Genomic DNA, 18,561 nt, shown 5'->3' with positions numbered 1-18,561 from the left:
CTTCTGTGCGACCGTGCAGTGGCAGTGGCAGCACCAGCCGCCCGGCGCGACCGTGGCGTCGGCGGAGAAGTACTTCTCCTCGACCTTGTCGATGATCCGCAGCATGGAACACCTCCCTTCCCGCTCGTTTCCCTCGCCCGGAGGGAACGGGGAGACGGCCCGACGGACGGCCCCCGCCGCTTCGGCCTCCGGTGGACGGGCTCAACGTAGGGAGCGGCGGACGGACCGGACAATGCTCTCGGGGCGTCCTGAAACGGCCATGACCGGTGGCGGAACGTCAGTCCCCGGCGGGGCCGAGGCCGTCCTCGCGCACCCGCGAGGCGAGGTCGGTCTTGGTGTAGGCGGGGCGCCCCGCCTGCCGGTACTTGTCCTTGACCCGGTCGAGGTAGTACTTGGCGGTGTGCGGGCTGATGCCCGCCCGCCGGGCCGTGGCCTTGAGGGTGAGCCCGGAGGCGTAGCCGCGCAGCACCTCGAGTTCCTTCGGGGACAGCCGGGGACGGTCCGGTCCCGTGTCGTGGGCCCAGGCGAAGGCGAGTTCCGGGGAGTGGGCGGTGCCGCCCGCGGCCACCGTCTCGACGGCCTCGACGAGGGTCTCCAGGTCGTTGTCCTTGGTGAGGTAGCCGTCGGCGCCGGCCCGGACGGCGGCGACGACGCGGGGACGGTCGGCCACGGTGCTGATGATCAGTACCCGGCTGCCGGCCTCCCGCAGCCGGTGGATGTTGGCGGCGGGTTCCGAGCCGTCCTTGAGCAGCAGGTCGAGAAGGACGACGTCGGCGGGCGGCCGCGCCTTGGGCCCGTCCCGCGCCGTGAGCAGGTCGCCGACCGTGGCCGCCGTCGCCACCAGGCGCAGGCGCGGGGTGCCGGCCAGCCAGGAGCGCAGGCCCTCCAGGAGCATCCGGTCGTCGTCGACCACCGCCACGCCGATAGGCCCCGCCTCCTCCGCCGCCGTCTCCGTCATCCCGGCCGTCCGGTCATCCGGGCCAGCGCAGTTCGACGCGGGTGCCCTCGCCGGGTTCGCTGTCGACCTCGGCGGCCCCGCCGGTACCGCGCATCCGGGCGTGTATGGAACTGCGCAGTCCCAGGCCCGTCCCGCCGGTGGTCGCGGCCGGGTCGAACCCGGCACCCCGGTCCACCACGGTCACCAGCAGATGGCCGTCGTCGCCGGCCGCGGTGAGATAGGCCCGGCCGGTGCCGGAGTGCCGCAGGACGTTGTTGAGCGCCTCCCGGACGGCGTCGCCGAAGGCGGTGGCGACATCGGGCGGCACGGCGGGCAGGTCGTGGTACTGGGCGGTGACGCGCAGCCCCAGTTCTTCGGCGTCGCGCACGGCGCCCTCCAGGGCGGCGCCCACCTCGGGTCGCGGGGCCGCCGGGTCGTCGGGGCCGTGCTGGACCAGCCGGCGCAGGTAGGCGGCCTCCCGGGCGCAGCGGCGGCGCACCTCGGGGGAGTTGGCGTCGACGGTGCCGTGGGCGATGGTCGTCAGGGTGGCCAGCACCGTGTCGTGGAGGGCCCGGTAGTGGGCGATCCGCTCGGCGTACCGGGCGCGCTGCGCCTCGGCCCGTACCGCCTGTTCCGTGGCGGTGTCCAGCAGCCTGCCCTGGCGGCGGAGGTACCACCACAGGACCTGGGCGATGACCGCCGAGAACACCACCGCGTTGAGGTGGCCGCCGGTCACGGCCACCTCGGCGTCGACCATCCGGTAGCCGACCGCGTGGGTGAGGACGATGAGCAGGACCGCGCAGACAGCCGTCCGGCGGCGGAGTGCCACCGCGGCCACCGCGCTCGCCGAGCCGCCGAGCACCATGGTCCAGGCGATCGACGGGGCCTCCCGGGCGCCCGCCCAGGCGTACGCGGCGAAGGGCAGGGCGCAGCCCGTGAGGAGCACGTCGGCGGCGACCGTCCACGGGACGAACCGGCCGCGGGAGTACGCGGTGCCGTGCACGAGCACGCTGGTGGCCACCGCGGTGGCCAGCAGCGCCCACGCGGCGGGCCGGTGGTTGTGGTGCTGGGCGACGGCGGCGATGCCCACCGCGAGATGGCTGGCCCGGTAGAGCAGGGTGGCCAGCCCCAGGAACGCCTGCGCCCGCTGTAAGCCCGACCCGACGCCCCCGTGCGTGTCCCCGCCCCCCATGACTCCTCCGCTGCCTCTCCTCCGCGGACGGCCGTCCGCCCCCGAGGGGGCCGGAGGGGGATCGTATCAACGGTGCCCGGCCGGGACCGGGCTTCCGCCGGGGCGCCGGGACCGGGGCGCGCGGGACCGCCGCCCGGCGGTGTCCTTTCGCCCCTGCGGCCGGCCGGTACGGCGGAAGGCGCGCGCCCCGGACGGGACGCGCGCCTTCCGGACCGGCCGTGGGTCAGCCGCGGGCCTGGGCCGTGACGTACGCGCCGAGCTCGGCCGCCAGCTCCTCGTGGACCCGGGCCTTCAGCAGCGTGCCGCCCCCGGTGTGCTCCTCGGAGAGCACCTCGCCCTCGGCGTGCGCCCGGGAGACCAGGTCGCCGCGGGTGTAGGGCACCAGTGCCGCCAGCTCCACGCCCGGGCGCGGCAGCCTCTCGTCGATCAGCTCCAGCAGCTCGCCGATGCCCCGGCCGGTGCGGGCCGAGACCGCGACGGCGCCCTTCTCGGCGCGCAGCAGCCGGGCCAGGACCAGCGGATCGGCCGCGTCCGCCTTGTTGACCACCACGATCTCGGGCACGTCGGTCGCGCCGACGTCCCGGATCACCTCGCGCACGGCGGCCAGCTGCTCCTCCGGAGCCGGGTGCGAGCCGTCGACCACGTGGAGGATCAGGTCGGCGTCACCTACCTCCTCCATGGTGGAGCGGAACGCCTCGACGAGGTGGTGCGGCAGGTGCCGTACGAAGCCGACGGTGTCGGCCAGGGTGTACGCGCGCCCGCCGGGCGTCTCGGCGCGGCGCACGGTCGGGTCGAGGGTGGCGAACAGCGCGTTCTCCACCAGGACGCCCGCGCCCGTGAGCCGGTTGAGCAGGGAGGACTTCCCGGCGTTGGTGTATCCGGCGATGGCCACCGAGGGCACCTTGTTGCGGCGCCGCTCCTGCCGCTTGATCTCGCGGCCGGTCTTCATCTCCGCGATCTCCCGGCGCATCTTCGCCATCTTCTCGCGGATCCGCCGCCGGTCCGTCTCGATCTTGGTCTCACCGGGGCCTCGGGTGGCCATGCCGCCGCCCGAGGAACCGGAGCCGCCGCCGCCCATCTGCCGGGACAGCGACTGGCCCCAGCCGCGCAGCCTGGGCAGCATGTACTGCATCTGCGCGAGCGAGACCTGCGCCTTGCCCTCCCGGGACTTGGCGTGCTGGGCGAAGATGTCGAGGATCAGGGCGGTGCGGTCCACCACCTTGACCTTGACGACGTCCTCCAGGTGGATCAGCTGGCCGGGGCTGAGCTCACCGTCGCACACGACGGTGTCGGCCGCCGTCTCCAGCACGATGTCGCGCAGTTCCTGCGCCTTGCCGGAGCCGATGTAGGTGGCCGGGTCGGGCTTGTCGCGGCGCTGGATCACCCCGTCGAGGACGACCGCGCCCGCGGTCTCGGCCAGGGCGGCGAGCTCCGCGAGGGAGTTCTCGGCGTCCTGCGCCGTGCCGGAGGTCCACACGCCCACGAGCACCACGCGCTCCAGCCGCAGCTGCCGGTACTCGACCTCGGTGATGTCCTGGAGTTCGGTGGACAGCCCCGCGACCCGGCGCAGCGCCGCGCGTTCGGAGCGGTCGTACTGGTCGCCGTCGCGCTCGCCGTCGATCTCGGGGGTCCAGGCGACGTCCTCCTCCATCAGGGCGTCGGCTCGGCGATACGACTCGGCGGTGCGCTGGCCGTTCTGCGGAAGGGAGGAAGAGGAGGTCAATTGCGTCCTTACGGTCGTGGAAGCGGGACACCGGTGACAACGCGCGGCGCCTCCGGGACATTCCCGGCGCCCCTGGGTGAGGCCCGGCCGCCGGATCCGGAGCGATCGGCTCCGGAGCGTGTCCGGCTCCATGATGGTGACACGGCCCGGCCGGGCCGTCACCTCATTTGGACGGCGCTTCCCCGCCCCGGGACGGGCGCCGGCCGCGGGTGGCCCGTACCACGTCGTAGACGCCGGGCACCTCCCGCATGGCGCGCATCAGCCGGGGCAGGTCGCCGGCCTCGGGGAGTTCGAGGGTGTACTTGTGCCGTACCCGCTGCTCCTGCGGGGGCTCGACGGCCGCCGAGATCACGGCGGCGCCCTCCCCGGCGATGGCCTCGGTGAGGTCGGCGAGCAGATGCGGGCGGCTCAGCGACTCCGCGTACAGCGTCACCCGGCAGCCCGCGCCGGATGCCTGCCAGCGCACGGGCACGGTCGTGCGCCCGCCCGCGGTCATCCGGGCGACGGTGGGGCAGTTCTCCCGGTGCGCGGTCACCGCGCCGCCGCGTACCGCGAAACCCACCACGTCGTCGGGCGGTACGGGGGTGCAGCAGCGGGCCAGCCGTACGGGCGCCCCGGGCAGCTCGGCGACGGCCGCCGGCCGCTCGTGGGACCGCTCCCGCCGGCCGGGCGCGGCACCGTCCCCGCCCCGGCACGCCTCCCGGCCCGCCGTCCGGGCGCCGGGCACCGGGGACGGCGACCGGCCCGTCCCGTCGGCGCGGTCCGCCCGCCCGTCCCCTGGCGGCCTGGAGTCGATCCAGGTGCGGATGGCGATCCGCGCGGTGGGCGTACGGGCGTACTCCAGCCACTGCGGGGAGGGACCGGAGGTGCCCGCGGGGGCCATCAGCAGCTGGATCGCGTCGCCGTCGCGCAGCGCGGTGCCCAGCGCGGTCAGCCGGCCGTCCACCCGGGCTCCGACCAGGGCGTGTCCGGCCGCCCCGTAGCGGGCGTAGGCGGCGTCCACGCAGGTGGCCCCGGCGGGCAGATGGAGGGTGGCCACGGGGGTGGTGCTGCCCGGGTCGGTACAGAAGACGGTGATCTCGCGGTCCTGGGCGAGGTCGTCGCGCAGCTCGTCCCAGAAGGTGTCCGGGTCGGGGGCGTGGCTCTGCCACTCCAGCAGCCGCTCCAGCCAGCCGGGGCGGGTGGGATCGACGCGTTCGGCGTCCCCGGCGGCCGTCCCCGTCCCGTCCCGGTCGGCGCCGGGGGCGCGGTGCGGGTCGCCGAGCGCGATCACCCCGGCCTCGGCGACCCGGTGCATCCGGCGGGTGCGGACCAGGACCTCGGCCACCCGGCCGGCCGGGTCGGCGACGGCGGTGTGCAGCGACTGGTAGAGGTTGAACTTGGGGACCGCGATGAAGTCCTTGAACTCGGACATCAGCGGGGTGAAGCAGGTGTGCAGCTCGCCCAGGACCGCGTAGCAGTCCGCGTCCTCCGCGACCAGGATCAGCAGCCGCCCGAAGTCGCAGGGGCCCAGCCCGCCGCGCTTGGCCAGGGCCCGGTGGACGGAGAGGAAGTGCCGCGGCCGGATGTGGACCTCGGCGGCGATGCCCGCCTCGCGCAGCACGCCCCGCACGGCCTCGGCGATCCCGTCGAGCGGGTCGGGTTCCGCGTTGTGCGCGCGGATCAGCTCCCGGGTGCGGGTGTACTCCTCGGGGTGGAGGATGGCGAAGACCAGGTCCTCCAGCTCGGTCTTGAGCGCCTGCACCCCCAGCCGCTCGGCCAGCGGGATCAGCACGTCACGGGTGACCCGGGCGATGCGGGCCTGCTTCTCGGGCCGCATCACGCCGAGGGTGCGCATGTTGTGCAGCCGGTCGGCGAGCTTGATCGACATGACCCGGACGTCGCTGCCGGTGGCGACCAGCATCTTGCGGAAGGTCTCCGGCTCGGCGGCGGCGCCGTAGTCCACCTTCTCCAGTTTGGTGACGCCGTCGACGAGGTAGCTCACCTCCTCGCCGAACTCCTCGCGCACCTGCTCCAGCGTCACCTCGGTGTCCTCCACCGTGTCGTGCAGCAGGGAGGCCGTCAGGGTGGTGGTCTCGGCGCCGAGTTCGGCCAGGATCAGGGTGACGGCGAGCGGGTGGGTGATGTACGGCTCGCCGCTCTTGCGGGTCTGGCCCCGGTGCGAGGACTCCGCCAGGACGTACGCGCGGCGCAGGATGTCGAGATCGGCGCCGGGGTGGTGGGCGCGGTGGGCCTTGGCGAGGTGCTCGATGGCGTGCGGGAGGGCGTGGCGGGGCGAGGGCCCCAGGAGGGCCGCACGGCCGAGCTTGCGAAGGCTCCGTACTGCGCTCAAGGCACCTCCCACGGCGTCGGGGGGTCGATCCTACCCACCCGGCCGGGTGCCCCGTGCCGCCTCCCGTCCGCAGTGGCCGGGATCACCCGTTCGGGACATGAGCCCCCGGAGGGGCGGTGAGCAGCGCGGGATCGACGGTGCCCTCGGCGACGATCACGGCGGGGCCGGTCATCTCGATGCCGCCGTCCGCGTGCTCGGTGATCACCAGCCGTCCGCCGGGGACGTCGACGGTGTAGGTGACCGGGGTGCCGTCGGCGGCCGGGTCGGCGCCGTCGCGGCGGGCGGCGGCGACCATCACGGCACAGGCGCCCGTACCGCAGGAGCGGGTCTCGCCGGAGCCGCGCTCGTGCACCCGCAGGGCGACATGGCGCGGGCCGCGGTCGACGACGAACTCGACGTTGACGCCCTCGGGGTAGGCGGCGGCCGGGGTGACGGCCGGGGCGGCGCGCAGGTCGCCCGCGTGCGCCAGGTCCGTGACGAAGGCGACGGCGTGCGGATTGCCCATGTTGACGTTGCGGGCGGGCCAGGCGCGCTCTCCGACGGAGACGGTGACGGACGGCTCCGGCCCGGCGGGCAGCCGCGCGACGCCCATGCGCACGGTGACGTCGCCGTCCTTGGCCAGGTGCACCCGGCGTACGCCCGCCCTGGTGGCGACCGCGAGCTCCCCCGCCTCCGCCAGCCCGGCCCGCGCCAGGTGGCGGGCGAAGACCCGCACGCCGTTGCCGCACATCTCGGCGACGCTGCCGTCGGCGTTGCGGTAGTCCATGAACCACTCGGCCTCGCCGGCCATCGCCCGCGCCTCGGGGTGGGCGGCCGAGCGCACCACCCGCAGCAGCCCGTCGCCGCCGATCCCGGCGCGCCGGTCGCACAGCCGGGCCACGGCCGCGGCGGACAGGTCCAGCGCCCCGTCCGGGTCGGGGATGATCACGAAGTCGTTCTCGGTGCCGTGTCCCTTGAGGAACCGCACGGGTGCCGCACTGCTCACGGTGCCATCCTACGGCGGCTGCGGCTGCTCGGGCGCGCCGGGCCCGCACCGCCGGAACGGGGAGCGGCGCGGGGGCGGGCTCAGCGCAGCCGGGCGACTCGCCACACGGCCAGCAGCACCAGGACCGCGGCGACCAGCGCGTAGAGGGCGACCAGGCGCCAGTCGGGGCGTTCGCCGGAACCGCGCGGCGGCAGTCCGGGCCAGCCGAGCCCGGCACGGCGGGCGGCCATCATGCCCCAGCCGGCGGCGGAGCAGCTCAGCAGCAGGCCGAGCATGGCGACCACCGCTCCCCCGTCGCCGAGGCCGAAGGCGAGCGGGAAGGCGAACATCAGCGAGCCCGCGGCCCCCACGGCCACGATCGGGACGAGCTGCCACAGCTGCAGCCGCCGGGGCGGGCGGAGCTCGCCGTAGGACTCGCCGTCCGCCGCGGGGGTGTCCAGGTCCGCCAGATCCGCCAGATCCGTCACCTCTTCGAGGGCTTTCGGAGCATCGCTGTCCGGGTCGTCGGCCCGAAGCGGCTCGACGACCGGCTCGTCACTGCTACGAGGGCCGGCCTCCATCGCCACGCGCCCTCCCAACTCCGGCTCTGCGGCACGTTCGAAGGTCGATGATGGCACGTCCGGGCGGCTGTCCAGGGTCCTCGGGGCGTCCCGATGCCATCACGTGATCAGGCTGTGACCGCTCGTTCGAGCAGGGCCAGGGCGCGCTCGGGAAGGTCGTCCCGGCGGTCGGCGGCGCCGCTGAGCCAGCGCACCCGCGGGTCGCGGCGGAACCAGGAGTCCTGGCGCCGCGCGAAGCGCTTGGTGGCGCGCACCGTCGCGGCGCGCGCCTCCTCCTCGGTGCACTCCCCCGCCAGCGCGGCCAGGATCTGCTGGTAGCCCAGGGCGCGCGAGGCGGTGAGCCCCTCGCGCAGCCCGGCGCGCTCCAGTTCGCGCACCTCCTCGACCAGTCCGGCCGCCCACATCCGGTCCACCCGGCGGGTGATGCGCTCGTCCAGCTCCGGCCGCTCGACGGCCACGCCGATCTGGAGGGTGTCGTAGACGGGGTCGGGGCCGGGCAGGCTGGCGGTGAAGGGACGTCCGGTGAGCTCGACGACCTCCAGCGCCCGGACGATGCGGCGGCCGTTGCCGGGCAGGATCGCGCGGGCGGCCCCGGGGTCGACGGCGGCCAGCCTGGCGTGCAGCGCCTCCGGGCCCTGCTCGGCCAGTTCGGCCTCCAGCCGGGCCCGTACCGCCGGGTCGGTGCCCGGGAACTCCAGGGCGTCGACGGCGCCGCGCACGTACAGCCCGGAGCCGCCCACCAGCACGGGCGTACGCCCCTGGGAGAGCAGGCGGTCGATCACGGCGCGGGCCATCCGCTGGTACTCGGCGACGCTGGCGGTGACGGTGACGTCCCAGACGTCCAGCAGGTGGTGCGGGACGCCCTGCCGCTCGGCGGGCGTGAGCTTGGCGGTGCCGATGTCCATGCCGCGGTAGAGCTGCATGGAGTCGGCGTTGATCACCTCGCCGCCGAGCCGCCGGGCGAGGGCGACGCCCAGGTCGGACTTCCCGGCGGCGGTGGGGCCGACCACGGTGATGACACGGGGGACGGCGAGTGGCTGACTGCTCACGGAACAAGTCTCCCAAACGCCCGGCGGCCGCTTTGAACGGGTGGCGGAACGCCCCCGCGGCCGGGTCCGCCCTCCACCGCGGACCGCCCTCCCGGAAGGCAGGAATCACCCCATAAGGGTAGTATTCGGAAAGAGCAAGAACGTTTTCGGCTGATTCTCCGCACTGTCCGCGGCCGCCGACGCGGGGCCGTGAGGCCGGGGAGGCGAGGTGACCGCCATGGGGATCATGGGCAAGGTCAGGGACATGATGCACCGGCACGGCGGCAGGACCGGCCAGGGCACCGCGGGGACCGGCGGCACGGCCGGCACCGGGGCCGGGGGCAGGCACCGGCGCCCCACCGGGGCGGGCGGCGGCCGGGCCCGCCGGGCGGCGGAACGGATCTCCCGCGAGCGCCGGGGCAGGGGCGGTCCCGCCGCCTGACCCGGGGCCGCCGCCTGGAACAGGTCCCGGGGACGGGCCCGGTCGGGCGGCGGGACGGGGCTACGACCAGCTCGCGACCAGATAGCCGACGCCGTACGGCGCCCGGTCGTACAACAGCCGTCCCGCCAGGTCCGCGCCCTCCGCCGCCCCGGCCAGCACCTGCCAGCAGGACCGGCCGGACGCGCCCAGCTCGTAGGCCAGTTCCTCGTCCAGGGCCAGCAGACCGGCGGTGTCGGCGGCGGCCAGGGCACGGGCCGCGGCGGCGTCGAAGGCGGCGGCCCGCTCGTCGAAGTAGCCGGGCGCCTTCAGCGTCCGGCAGGTGGTGCCGTCGCCCATGACCAGCAGCGCCACCCGCTCCGGTCCGGCCGCCAGGTCCCGTCCGGCGGCCGCGCACCGCTCACGGGGCAGTGGCTCCCCCACCCCCAGCCCCTCGACGGGTGAGGCGCCCCACCCGGTGTGCTCCAGCAGCCAGGCGCCCACGGCCAGGGACGGCGGCAGCGGCCGGCCGGCGGGTTCGCCCGTCCCCAGGCGGACCTCCAGGTCCACGCCGAAGGGCCGGAAGGAGCCGGTGGCGCCCGCGGGATGCCGGCCCCGGCACGCCGGTTCGGCGGGGCCGACGACCACGAGCCGGTCGGGACGCGCGGCGGCCAGGACGGCGATCGCGTCGTAGCAGGCGGCCCGGGCGTCGTCCATCTCCTGGGCGGCACCCCCCGCGACCTCGGGCACCAGCAGCGGCGGACAGGGGCATACTGCGGCGGCGGCAAGCATGCCGCCGAGCCTATCGCCGCACCGTGGAACCGCCAGAGGGCGTGCGGGAGACGACCGGGCCGCGCCCCAGGCCCGTGGCCGAAGCTCAGCCGGCGTGGCAGCCGTCGGGCGCGGCGGGCAGCGGCTCCGGGACGCCGACGGCCGGCAGACCGAGCAGCACGCTCTTCCCCCCGGAGGCGCCCCCCGAGGGCGCGGCGGTGCGCCGCTCCCAGGCGTCGCCGGCGCGGGTGCGCCGCACCCCGAGCACCGGGCCCTCGGCGAGGAGGTGGTGCGGGGCGGCGTAGGTGATCTCCACCGTGGCCATGTCCCCCGGGCGCGGTACGTCCCGCTCGGGACGGGTGAAGTGCACCAGCCGGTTGTCGGGGGCGCGGCCGGACAGCCGCCGGGTGGCACCGTCCTTGCGGCCCTCGCCCTCGGCGACCATGACCTCCAGGGTCCGCCCGGTCTGCTTCCTGTTCTCCGCCCAGGAGATCTCCTCCTGGAGGGCGACCAGGCGCTCGTACCGCGCCTGTACGACCTCCTTGGGGATCTGGCCCGCCATCTCGGCGGCCGGGGTGCCGGGGCGCTTGGAGTACTGGAAGGTGAACGCCTGCGCGAAGCGCGCCTCGCGGACCACGTGCAGGGTCTGCTCGAAGTCCTCCTCGGTCTCGCCGGGGAAGCCCACGATGATGTCGGTGGAGATCGCCGCGTCGGGGATCGCGGCCCGGACCTTCCGGATGATCCCCAGGTAGCGCTCCTGCCGGTAGGAGCGGCGCATCGTCCTCAGCACCCGGTCGGAGCCGGACTGCAGCGGCATGTGCAGCTGCGGCATCACGTTCTCCGTCTCGGCCATGGCGGCGATGACGTCGTCGGTGAAGTCGCGCGGGTGCGGGGAGGTGAAGCGGACCCGCTCCAGGCCGTCCACCGTCCCGCAGGCGCGCAGCAGCTTGGAGAACGCCTCGCGGTCGCCGATGTCGGACCCGTAGGCGTTGACGTTCTGCCCCAGCAGCGTGATCTCGGTGACGCCCTCGGCGACCAGTGCCTCGACCTCGGCGAGGATGTCACCGGGCCGGCGGTCCTTCTCCTTGCCGCGCAGCGCCGGGACGATGCAGAAGGTGCAGGTGTTGTTGCAGCCGACCGAGATGGAGACCCAGGCCGCGTACGCGCTCTCCCGCCGGGCCGGCAGCGTGGAGGGGAACGCCTCCAGCGACTCGGCGATCTCGACCTGCGCCTCCCGCTGGACACGGGCCCGCTCCAGCAGCACCGGCAGACTGCCGATGTTGTGGGTGCCGAAGACCACGTCGACCCAGGGTGCGCGCCGCACGATGGTGTCGCGGTCCTTCTGCGCCAGGCAGCCGCCGACCGCGATCTGCATGCCCGGCCGGGAGGCCTTCTGCGGCGCGAGCCGTCCGAGGTTGCCGTAGAGCTTGTTGTCGGCGTTCTCCCGCACCGCGCAGGTGTTGAAGACGACCACGTCGGCGGCCTCGGCGTCCTTGGGCGCCCGGACATAGCCCGCGTCCTCCAGCAGGCCCGACAGGCGCTCGGAGTCGTGGACGTTCATCTGGCACCCGTAGGTGCGCACCTGGTAAGTCTTCGCACTCATCTCAGTCGACAGGGTACGTGTTCGCGCCCCGCCCCCGCCTCTCCCTTCCGTGTGCTCCCCGCCGCTGTTCCCGCCGGGTGCGGCTCCTGGCAGGATCGGTGCCATGGTCTCGCCGTCCCTGCGCCGCCCGGGAAGACGCCGGCTGCTGACGGCCGCCGCCGCGGCGGCGGCCGCACTGGCCCTGCTGCTGTGGTGGCTGCCGCCCGGCGGCGGACCGGAGCCCGGCGGGCCGGTGGCCTTCACCACGGGCTCCCGGGGCGGGGTGTACGAGCGCTACGGGCAGATGCTCAAGGAGCAGCTGGAACGCGACCTGCCCGAGGTGGAGGTGACGCTCCAGACCAGCGCGGGCTCCGTGGAGAACCTCGACCGGCTGGTCTCCGGCAAGGCGTCGTTCACCATCGCCGCGGCCGACGCGGTGGCGGCCCACCTGGAGTCGGGAAAGCCCGGCGCCGACCGGCTGCGGGCCTGCGCGCGGCTGCACGACGACTACATCCAGCTCGTCGTCCCGGCCGACTCGCCGGTGCGCTCCGCCGAGGACCTGGCGGGGCTGCGGGTGGGCATGGGGCAGCCGCGCTCGGGGGTCAGCCTGATCGCCGGGCGGCTGCTGCGGGCCGCCGGACTGGATCCGGCGAAGGACGTCGTGGCGGTGCCGGAGGGCATCGGCCGGCTGCCGGACCTGCTGACCCGCGGTGAGCTGGACGCCTTCTTCTGGTCGGGCGGGCTGCCGACCGGCGCGGTCGAGGAACTCGCCGAGGAGACCGAGATCCGGCTCGTACCCCTCGGCGACCTGGTGCCGGCGCTGCACGCCCAGGAACCCCGGACCCGCTACTACCGGGCCGCGCTGATGCCCGCCGACGCCTATCCGTCCATCCAGGACGGCAGCGCGGTCGAGACCATCGCGGTGGCGAACCTGCTGGTCGCCACGGAGGGCACGGACGACACGCTGACCGAGGAGGTCACCCGCTCGGTGATCAACAGCCGGGACCGCATCGGCCGCGAGGTGCACGCCGCCCAGAAGGTCGACCTGCGCACCGCCATCCACACCCATCCGCTCCCCCTGCACCGGGGCGCCGAGCGCTACTACCGGTCCGTCAAGTCCTGAGCCGGGCCGGCCGCGGACGCGCGGGGTGGCGGTGCCGGGCCGCGGCGGCCGCGGCTCCTCACCCTTGGCCCCCTTGACCACTCCTCGTCGCTGTTCATCACTCTTCGTCCGGCGCGTTCCGCGGCAGGCTGATCACCACTCGCAGCCCGTGCGGCTCGTTGGGGGCGAAGGAGATCCCCGCCCCGCCCGCGGCGAGCAGCGCCCGGCAGATGGACAGCCCGAGCCCGGAGCCGGAGACGTTCTGGTGGCGGCCGCTGCGCCAGAAGCGGTCCCCTATCCGGCCGAGCTCGTCCTCGGTGAGTCCGGGACCGCGGTCGGCGACCTCGATGGTCGCCCGGTCACCGCCGGAGGCGACCGCCACGGTGACCGACTCCCCCTCCGGGGTGAACTTCAGCGCGTTGTCCACGACCGCGTCCAGCGCGCTGGACAGCGCGACCGGATCGGCCCATCCCGTCACCGCGCCGTTGCCCGCCACGCGCAGCGACACGCCCTCGCGGTCGGCGACCGGACGCCAGGCGGCGACGCGCTCGGCGGCGAGGCCGGCCACGTCGGTCAGCCGCGGATCGGCACGGGCGTGCTCGGCCAGCGCCAGGCCCAGCAGGTCGTCGAGCACCCTGGCCAGGTGCTTGCCCTCGGCCCGCACCGAGGCGATCTCCTCGTTTCCCTCCGGGAGTTCCAGGGCCAGCAGATCGATGCGCAGCAGCAGGGCGGCGAGCGGGTTGCGCAGCTGGTGCGAGGCGTCGGCGACGAAGGCGCGCTGCTGCTCCAGGGCGTTCTCGACGTGGTCGGCCATCTCGTTGAAGGACCGCGCCAGGCGGCGCAGCTCCGGCGGCCCGCTCGAGGCCGCCACCCGGGACGCCATCCGCCCGGTGGCGATGTCGTGCGCGGCCCGGTCCAGCACCCGTACCGGCGCGAGCACCCAGCCGGTCAGCCGGACGGCCACGGCGACCGCCACCAGCATGGCGGCCGCCTCCCCGGCGGCCAGCGGCAGCCAGTCCCGCAGGATGCGGGAGCGCATCGGACCGGTGGGCGAGTCGGTCAGCACGACGGCGACGACATCACCGTCGCGGACGACCGGCGAGGCGATCGCCAGCCGGCCCCGCTCCCAGGGCCACACCTGGGCCGGGTCGTGGCTGCGGCGCCCGACCAGCGCCTCGGCGAAGGCCCCGGCCCCCTCCCCGTCCGCGGGGACCCGCCAGTGGCCCGGTGCCGCGGCCATCGCGGTGCCGTCGCGGTAGAAGACCCCGGCGCGGATGCCGTACAGCTCGTGGTAGCGCTCCAGCTCGTCGCGGAGCATGGCCAGCCGCTCGTTCTGCTGGCGGGCCTCGGCGGTGGTGGGGCTGCTCGCCGGGGGGCGGATGGTGACGTACTGGGCCAGGGACGCGAAGCGGGCGGTGTCGTCGATGCGGTCCACCACGACACGCTGCTGCTCGGCGGCGGCCATGCTCGCGGCGAGCGGGAAACCGAGGGCGAGCAGCACACCGGCCATCAGCACGATGAGGATGGCGAGCAGACGGGTACGCACGGGAGCGGTCCGAACCTTCCGGGCCTGCCGGTCTCAGCCGGCCGGGGCGATGAGCCGGTAGCCGACGCCGCGCACCGTCTCGATGAGGGCGGGCAGCCTCAGCTTGGCGCGCAGCGAGGCGATGTGCACCTCCAGGGTGCGGCCGGTGCCCTCCCAGCTGGTGCGCCAGACCTCGCTGATGATCTGCTCACGGCGGAAGACGACGCCCGGGCGCTGGGCGAGCAGCGCGAGCAGGTCGAACTCCTTGCGGGTGAGGGTGACCACCTCCCCGTTCACCGTCACCCGGCGGGTGGCGGTCTGGATGGTCAGCGGCCCCAGGCACAGCTCCCGCGCGCCGTCCGGGCCGGCCGTCCCGTCCTGGCCGGTGCCGTCGGCCACCGCGGCGGTGGCGGTGGCGGTGGCGGTGGCGGTGCGGCGGCTGACGGCGTGGATGCGGGCGAGCAGTTCGGCGGTGTCGTACGGCTTGACCACGTAGTCGTCGGCGCCCAGGTTGAGGCCGTGGACGCGGGAGCGCACATCGGCCCGCGCCGTGACCATGATCACGGGGGTGCTGGTCAGCCGCCGGATGCGTCCGCACACCTCGAAGCCGTCGGTGTCGGGCAGGCCGAGGTCGAGCAGCACCACCTCGAAGGGCGCCGCCACGCCGTCGGGCAGCAGGCGCCTGAGGGCCTCCTCGCCGCCGCGGGCGTGCACCACGTCGAAGCCGTGCCGGGTGAGGACCGCGGACAGCGCCGCGGCCACCCGGTCGTCGTCCTCGACGAGCAGCAGTCTCATGGGCTCCCCCTCCGCCGGTCCTCCCCGGCCGCTCCGGGCCCTCCCCGGCGCCACAGGCATCCACGCCGATCCGGCACGGCACGTCAAGGCCCCCTCCGCTCGCTCCACGTTATGCGGTGGATAAACCATGCGGTACGGCATTCGAGTGATACGTCCGGTTGCCACCCGATCGTTATGCTCAATTTCAGCTCAGATGTGCTGACGCTGCTCAGCGGCGGTCACTAAGGTCCCCTCAACCGACGAGGACGGAGCGAATGACGCCGATGAGCAACGTATCGGTGACCGAGGACACCGCGCTGGCGGAGGATCTGGTCGTCCTGAAGAACGTCGACAAGCACTTCGGTGCCCTGCATGTCCTCCAGGACATCAACCTCACCATCGGACGCGGTGAGGTCGTCGTCGTCATCGGGCCCTCGGGATCCGGCAAGTCAACGCTGTGCCGCACCATCAACCGCCTGGAGACGATCGACTCCGGGACCATCCTCATCGACGGCAAGCCCCTGCCCGCCGAGGGAAGGGAGCTCGCCCGGCTGCGCGCCGACGTCGGCATGGTGTTCCAGTCCTTCAACCTCTTCGCGCACAAGACGGTGCTGGAGAACGTGATGCTGGGCCAGCTCAAGGTCCGCCGCGCCGACAGGAGGGCGGCGGAGGAGAAGGCCCGCGGTCTGCTGGACCGCGTCGGGGTGGCCAACCAGGCCGACAAGTACCCCGCCCAGCTCTCCGGCGGCCAGCAGCAGCGCGTGGCCATCGCCCGCGCGCTGGCGATGGACCCGAAGGTGATGCTCTTCGACGAGCCGACCTCCGCGCTCGACCCCGAGATGATCAACGAGGTCCTGGAGGTCATGCAGCAGCTGGCGCAGGGCGGCATGACGATGGTCGTGGTCACCCACGAGATGGGCTTCGCCCGCTCCGCCGCGAACCGGGTCGTCTTCATGGCCGACGGGCGGATCGTCGAGGAGGCCACTCCCGACCAGTTCTTCAGCAACCCGCGCAGCGACCGCGCCAAGGACTTCCTGTCGAAGATCCTTCACCACTGAGCTCGGCTCAGCGGAACCACGTACGACTCGAGATTCCAGGGATGTTCACCATGACTCTCCGCAAAGCCGGCCTCGCGGCCGCCACGGCACTCGCCCTCTCCCTGACCGCCACGGCCTGCGGCGGCGACAGCGGTTCGGGCGGCGACAAGGTCACCGTCGGCATCAAGTTCGACCAGCCGGGCCTGGGCCTGAAGACCCAGGACGGCGACTACACCGGTTTCGACGTGGACGTGGCCAAGTACGTCGCCAAGGAGCTCGGTCACGAGGAGGGGGACATCGAGTGGAAGCAGGCCCCCAGCAACGAGCGCGAGAACATGATCGTCAACGGTGACGTGGACTTCATCGTCGCCACCTACACGATCAACGACGAGCGCAAGGAGCGGGTCAGCTTCGCCGGCCCGTACTTCGTCGCCCACCAGGACCTGCTGCTGCGGGCCGACGACACCTCCATCACCAGCGAGACGGATCTGAACAGCAGCGACCTGAAGCTCTGCTCGGTCGTCGGTTCCACCTCCGCGCAGAACGTCAAGAACAAGTTCGCGCCGAAGGCGGACCTGCAGGAGTACGGCGGCTACTCGGAGTGCCTGACCGGTCTGGAGAACGAGGCCGTCGACGCCCTGACCACCGACGACTCGATCCTGGCCGGCTACGCGGCGCAGAAGGAGCACCAGGGCAAGTTCAAGCTCGCCGGTCTCAGCCTCAGCGACGAGCCCTACGGCATCGGGCTGAAGAAGGGCGACACCGAGCTGCAGCAGAAGATCAACGATGCCCTGAAGAAGATGGTCGACGAGGGCGCCTGGGAGGAGGCCGCGAAGAAGCACTTCGGCCCGGCCAACTACGAGTACGAGGCCGCCCCGGAGATCACCGAGACGAGCTGACGGGTGTCCGCGGTGTGCCGCCCCGCGCGGGGCGGCACACCGCGTCCTCCGAAGAGAGGCCATCCGACAAGGCGAGAGCGCGGGAGAACGTGTTCGACTTTCTTGAATCCGGGCGCTACGACGTGCTCGGAGCCTTCTGGGTGACGGTGCAGCTCACCTTCTACTCGGCGATCGGCTCCCTGATCTGGGGAACGGTCCTGGCCGCCATGCGGGTCAGTCCGGTGCCCCTGATGCGCGGCTTCGGTACCGCCTACGTCAACGTCGTGCGGAACACCCCACTGACGGTCATCATCCTGGCCGCCTCTCTGGGGCTGTTCCAGACGCTGGGCGCCACACTGGCCGGCGGCGACTTCGAGGAGATCAACTTCCGGCTGGCCGTACTCGGCTTGGCCGCCTACCACGCCACCTTCGTCTGCGAGGCACTGCGCTCGGGTGTCAACACGGTGCCCGTCGGGCAGGCGGAGGCCGCCCGCGCCATGGGGCTGAGTTTCTTCCAGGTGCTCACTCTCATCGTCCTCCCACAGGCCTTCCGCTCGGTGGTGGCACCGCTGACGAACGTCCTGATCGCCCTGACCAAGAACACCACAGTGGCGGCGGCCATCGGAGTGTCGGAGGCCGCGCTGCTGATGAAGGAAATGATCGAGAACGAGAGCGATGCCATCTTCCTGGTCTCCGCGATGTTCGCCTTCGGGTTCATTGTCCTGACCCTCCCGACCGGCCTCCTGTTCGGCTGGGTGAGCAAGCGCGTGGCGGTGAAGCGATGAGCAACCTGTCCGTTCTCTACGACGCTCCGGGCCCGCGGGCGCGGATGCGCAACATCGTCTACTCCGTGGTGTTCCTCGTCCTCCTCGCTCTCGCCCTGTGGTGGGTACTGGACACCATGGCCGGCAAGGGGCAGCTCGACGGGGACAAGTGGAGCCCGTTCGTCACCGACAGCCGGGTGTGGACGACATACCTGATCCCCGGTCTGCTCAACACCCTCAAGGCGGCGGTCCTGGCCATCCTCATCGCGCTCCCGCTGGGCGCGCTGTTCGGGGTGGCCCGGCTCTCGGACCACCGGTGGGTCCGGGGGGCCGCCGGCACCGTGGTGGAGTTCTTCCGCGCCATCCCGGTGCTGCTGATGATGTTCTTCGCCAACGTGGCGTATGCGCAGTTCACCAATGTCTCCTCCGACCTGCGTCCGCTGTACGCGGTGGTGACGGGTCTGGTGCTCTACAACGCCTCGGTCATCGCCGAGATCGTCCGGGCGGGCATCCTCTCCCTGCCCTCCGGCCAGACCGACGCGGCCAAGGCCATCGGCATGCGCAAGGGCCAGCTCATGGTCTACGTACTGCTGCCGCAGGCGGTCACCGCGATGCTGCCGGCGCTGGTCAGCCAGCTCGTCGTGATCGTCAAGGACACGGCGCTGGGCGGCGCGCTCCTGAACTACAACGAGCTGCTGAGCCAGATCCGGTTGATCGCCGCCAACTACGGCGCCAACACCATCGCGGCCATCACGGTGGTCGCGCTGCTCTTCGTGGCGCTGAACTTCCTGCTCACCACCTTCGCCGGCTGGCTCGAGGGCCGGCTCCGGCGCGGCAAGCGGTCGGGCGGCGCGGTGCTCCACACCGACACGGAGATGGAGTTCGACGAGCCCCATGTCGAGCCCCCGGCCGGGAAGCGGTAGCGGCGAGCCCACCCGGTCCGCGCCTGTTTC

General features: G+C 73.5%; 17 protein-coding genes. 6 read left to right on the top strand and 11 right to left on the bottom strand.

All coding sequences use genetic code 11. The features are described 5' to 3' along the window. Positions 1-277: 277 nt before the first annotated feature. The 7 genes from V1L54_RS15960 to miaA all read right to left on the bottom strand — a co-directional run bounded on the left by V1L54_RS15960 (position 278) and on the right by miaA (position 8,778). Positions 278-958, bottom strand: coding sequence for a response regulator (locus tag V1L54_RS15960; protein ID WP_330118670.1), 681 nt, complete (start codon positions 956-958; stop codon positions 278-280). A 13-nt stretch (positions 959-971) separates the two neighbouring features. Then, positions 972-2,129 (bottom strand): sensor histidine kinase, encoded by a 1,158-nt coding sequence (locus V1L54_RS15955; RefSeq protein ID WP_330118669.1) that lies wholly within the window; start codon positions 2,127-2,129, stop codon positions 972-974. 223 nt (positions 2,130-2,352) lie between these two features. Further along, on the bottom strand, positions 2,353-3,852 hold the full coding sequence (gene hflX / locus V1L54_RS15950) for a GTPase HflX (RefSeq protein ID WP_330118668.1): 1,500 nt from the start codon (positions 3,850-3,852) through the stop codon (positions 2,353-2,355). Between the two features lie 163 nt (positions 3,853-4,015). Continuing rightward, on the bottom strand, positions 4,016-6,184 hold the full coding sequence (locus V1L54_RS15945) for a RelA/SpoT family protein (protein WP_330118667.1): 2,169 nt from the start codon (positions 6,182-6,184) through the stop codon (positions 4,016-4,018). An 82-nt stretch (positions 6,185-6,266) separates the two neighbouring features. Continuing rightward, complete coding sequence (gene dapF, locus V1L54_RS15940) at positions 6,267-7,169, bottom strand: diaminopimelate epimerase (protein ID WP_330118666.1); 903 nt, start codon at positions 7,167-7,169, stop codon at positions 6,267-6,269. Positions 7,170-7,249: 80 nt separating this feature from the next. Next, a complete protein-coding gene (locus V1L54_RS15935; RefSeq protein ID WP_330118794.1) occupies positions 7,250-7,729 on the bottom strand; it encodes a hypothetical protein in 480 nt (159 codons plus the stop codon). Positions 7,730-7,836: 107 nt separating this feature from the next. Then, positions 7,837-8,778 (bottom strand): tRNA (adenosine(37)-N6)-dimethylallyltransferase MiaA, encoded by a 942-nt coding sequence (miaA, locus tag V1L54_RS15930; RefSeq protein ID WP_330118665.1) that lies wholly within the window; start codon positions 8,776-8,778, stop codon positions 7,837-7,839. A 208-nt stretch (positions 8,779-8,986) separates the two neighbouring features. Between miaA and V1L54_RS15925 the strand changes: the two genes are divergently transcribed. Continuing rightward, positions 8,987-9,199 carry a hypothetical protein gene (locus V1L54_RS15925; RefSeq protein WP_330118664.1) on the top strand — a complete coding sequence of 71 codons (213 nt, stop codon included), beginning with the start codon at positions 8,987-8,989 and terminating at the stop codon, positions 9,197-9,199. Positions 9,200-9,259: 60 nt separating this feature from the next. Here V1L54_RS15925 and V1L54_RS15920 read toward each other — a convergent pair whose 3' ends face one another. Further along, on the bottom strand, positions 9,260-9,967 hold the full coding sequence (locus tag V1L54_RS15920) for a class III extradiol dioxygenase subunit B-like domain-containing protein (RefSeq protein ID WP_330118663.1): 708 nt from the start codon (positions 9,965-9,967) through the stop codon (positions 9,260-9,262). Positions 9,968-10,052: 85 nt separating this feature from the next. Continuing rightward, on the bottom strand, positions 10,053-11,549 hold the full coding sequence (gene miaB / locus V1L54_RS15915) for a tRNA (N6-isopentenyl adenosine(37)-C2)-methylthiotransferase MiaB (RefSeq protein WP_330118662.1): 1,497 nt from the start codon (positions 11,547-11,549) through the stop codon (positions 10,053-10,055). Between the two features lie 103 nt (positions 11,550-11,652). On the opposite strand from miaB, the gene V1L54_RS15910 reads away from it, so the two are divergent. After that, entirely contained in the window at positions 11,653-12,651 is a 999-nt protein-coding gene (locus V1L54_RS15910) for a TAXI family TRAP transporter solute-binding subunit (protein ID WP_330118661.1), read from the top strand. 97 nt (positions 12,652-12,748) lie between these two features. On the opposite strand, the gene V1L54_RS15905 is transcribed toward V1L54_RS15910, so the two are convergent. Further along, complete coding sequence (locus tag V1L54_RS15905) at positions 12,749-14,176, bottom strand: sensor histidine kinase (protein WP_330118660.1); 1,428 nt, start codon at positions 14,174-14,176, stop codon at positions 12,749-12,751. 33 nt (positions 14,177-14,209) lie between these two features. After that, on the bottom strand, positions 14,210-14,950 hold the full coding sequence (locus V1L54_RS15900; protein WP_330118659.1) for a response regulator transcription factor: 741 nt from the start codon (positions 14,948-14,950) through the stop codon (positions 14,210-14,212). 263 nt (positions 14,951-15,213) lie between these two features. Between V1L54_RS15900 and V1L54_RS15895 the strand changes: the two genes are divergently transcribed. From V1L54_RS15895 to V1L54_RS15880, 4 genes are all read left to right on the top strand, one after another. Then, positions 15,214-15,987: an amino acid ABC transporter ATP-binding protein gene (locus tag V1L54_RS15895; RefSeq protein WP_330118658.1), complete on the top strand. Its 774-nt coding sequence runs from the start codon at positions 15,214-15,216 to the stop codon at positions 15,985-15,987. Between the two features lie 50 nt (positions 15,988-16,037). Further along, complete coding sequence (locus tag V1L54_RS15890; protein WP_330118657.1) at positions 16,038-16,865, top strand: glutamate ABC transporter substrate-binding protein; 828 nt, start codon at positions 16,038-16,040, stop codon at positions 16,863-16,865. Between the two features lie 89 nt (positions 16,866-16,954). After that, complete coding sequence (locus V1L54_RS15885) at positions 16,955-17,629, top strand: amino acid ABC transporter permease (RefSeq protein ID WP_330118656.1); 675 nt, start codon at positions 16,955-16,957, stop codon at positions 17,627-17,629. Further along, positions 17,626-18,531 carry an amino acid ABC transporter permease gene (locus V1L54_RS15880; protein WP_330118655.1) on the top strand — a complete coding sequence of 302 codons (906 nt, stop codon included), beginning with the start codon at positions 17,626-17,628 and terminating at the stop codon, positions 18,529-18,531. Before V1L54_RS15885 ends, V1L54_RS15880 begins: the two co-directional genes overlap by 4 nt. Positions 18,532-18,561 lie beyond the last annotated feature (30 nt).

It is taken from the genome of Streptomyces rubellus (assembly GCF_036323805.1).
Taxonomy (GTDB): Bacteria; Actinomycetota; Actinomycetes; order Streptomycetales; family Streptomycetaceae; genus Streptomyces.
This window is presented reverse-complemented; position numbering and strand designations above follow the sequence as displayed.

What these genes read in the sequence shown, in the direction of transcription:
- V1L54_RS15960 (WP_330118670.1), bottom strand. Translation starts at nt 958, where the DNA reads ATGACGGAGACGGCGGCGGAGGAGGCGGGGCCTATCGGCGTGGCGGTG.
- V1L54_RS15955 (WP_330118669.1), bottom strand. Translation starts at nt 2,129, where the DNA reads ATGGGGGGCGGGGACACGCACGGGGGCGTCGGGTCGGGCTTACAGCGG.
- V1L54_RS15935 (WP_330118794.1), bottom strand. Translation starts at nt 7,729, where the DNA reads ATGGAGGCCGGCCCTCGTAGCAGTGACGAGCCGGTCGTCGAGCCGCTT.
- V1L54_RS15920 (WP_330118663.1), bottom strand. Translation starts at nt 9,967, where the DNA reads ATGCTTGCCGCCGCCGCAGTATGCCCCTGTCCGCCGCTGCTGGTGCCC.
- miaB (WP_330118662.1), bottom strand. Translation starts at nt 11,549, where the DNA reads ATGAGTGCGAAGACTTACCAGGTGCGCACCTACGGGTGCCAGATGAAC.
- V1L54_RS15910 (WP_330118661.1), top strand. Translation starts at nt 11,653, where the DNA reads ATGGTCTCGCCGTCCCTGCGCCGCCCGGGAAGACGCCGGCTGCTGACG.
- V1L54_RS15900 (WP_330118659.1), bottom strand. Translation starts at nt 14,950, where the DNA reads ATGAGACTGCTGCTCGTCGAGGACGACGACCGGGTGGCCGCGGCGCTG.
- V1L54_RS15895 (WP_330118658.1), top strand. Translation starts at nt 15,214, where the DNA reads ATGAGCAACGTATCGGTGACCGAGGACACCGCGCTGGCGGAGGATCTG.
- V1L54_RS15890 (WP_330118657.1), top strand. Translation starts at nt 16,038, where the DNA reads ATGACTCTCCGCAAAGCCGGCCTCGCGGCCGCCACGGCACTCGCCCTC.
- V1L54_RS15880 (WP_330118655.1), top strand. Translation starts at nt 17,626, where the DNA reads ATGAGCAACCTGTCCGTTCTCTACGACGCTCCGGGCCCGCGGGCGCGG.